Genomic DNA, 1,308 nt, shown 5'->3' with positions numbered 1-1,308 from the left:
CCCCCCCTGACCGCCCCAGTCGAACGCGCCCCCGCCACCGTGTCCATCCACTCGGTATCGGCAACTGATGAAATCGACGTCAGCACCACGCGAAATCCCTACAAGTGCGTTATCTGGCGCGTCATCGACAAGAAGAAGTTTCAGAAGTACTGCAAATGAACCTTTCAGGCCGCCACATCCCGGTGCAAGCGCCGAGCGCTCACGGACGCCTTTCGGTGCTCATCGTGGACGACGACCAATGGACCACACGAGCGCTCTCCTACGCGCTTGTCACTGAGCCCGACATGAGTGTGCTCCCGCCAGTTCATAGCGGTGAAGAAGCCGTTGAAAGCTACCGGCAGCACCGTCCAGATGTGGTCCTCATGGACGTCAATATGCCCGACGGGATCAGCGGCGTGGATGCGACCCTTCGCATTCGTAAGCTCGACCCAGACGCGACTGTGATCATCCTCAGCACCGTCTCCCCGGGGCCAGGGCTCGCACGTGCTCTCGAAGCGGGTGCGGCCGCTGCGGTGAATAAGACTTGCTCCGAATCAACTCTGCGCGAAACGGTCCGCGCTGCTGCACGTGGAGACGACCCCAGCATGTTGAAGTTCCTCGCGCGAGACATTGTCATCGCCGGCGACGCCCTACCTGACGCCCCTGCAGTGAGCCCTCAAATTACCGAACGCGAGCATGAAGTGCTCACTCTGATCTGCGAGGGGCGCGGATACGAGGAGATAGCCGAGACCCAGGGCATCTCCGTTTGGACGGCGAAGACACAGGCGAAGCATCTGCGAGAAAAACTTCAGGCGGAGAATCTGGCTCAACTCATCGTCCGCGCCCTTCAGCACCGCTTCTACTCGGCCTAAGAGGCATGGAAGCACCTCAGGGGCGGTCTCAACCCAGGGCATAGGGTAATCGCGAGAAGTGTCCGTCATGTTCGCAGGCCCACCCCGGTATCCGTGTCCTGTGACATCTGAGGGCAATCGATATCTCGGCATAGGTGAAGCCGGCCAGGCTCCATATACCTCGAATGAGGGGTGAGAGCGGTCTTGCGAGGCACCTATGCTCCTATCACCGGACATTCCGGTGCGAAACACACTTCAGAAGGAGCACTAATGCTTCGCAAAAGAAAGTGCCTGGCAGGGTTCTTGCTGGCTGGGAGCCCGGCTCTGGCCGGAGGCCATTCCGGCCGGAGGAGCGGGAGGCGCCGGGGGTAGTCGCGAACGACTCCGGACATGACGAAGCCCAGGTCAGAAGCAGTGTCTGACCTGGGCTTTTCCGTCGGGCTAGCGGGATTTGAACCCACGACCTCTTGACCCCCAG

1 protein-coding gene is annotated in these 1,308 nt (G+C 60.7%); it reads left to right on the top strand.

The window, feature by feature from the left end:
• Positions 1 to 215: 215 nt before the first annotated feature.
• Positions 216 to 851: a response regulator transcription factor gene (locus HMPREF3162_RS00285; protein ID WP_256282460.1), complete on the top strand. Its 636-nt coding sequence runs from the start codon at positions 216 to 218 to the stop codon at positions 849 to 851.
• Positions 852 to 1,308 lie beyond the last annotated feature (457 nt).

Origin of the sequence: Brevibacterium sp. HMSC07C04 (assembly GCF_001815905.1) — a bacterium.
Lineage (GTDB): Bacteria > Actinomycetota > Actinomycetes > Actinomycetales > Brevibacteriaceae > Brevibacterium.
This window is presented reverse-complemented; position numbering and strand designations above follow the sequence as displayed.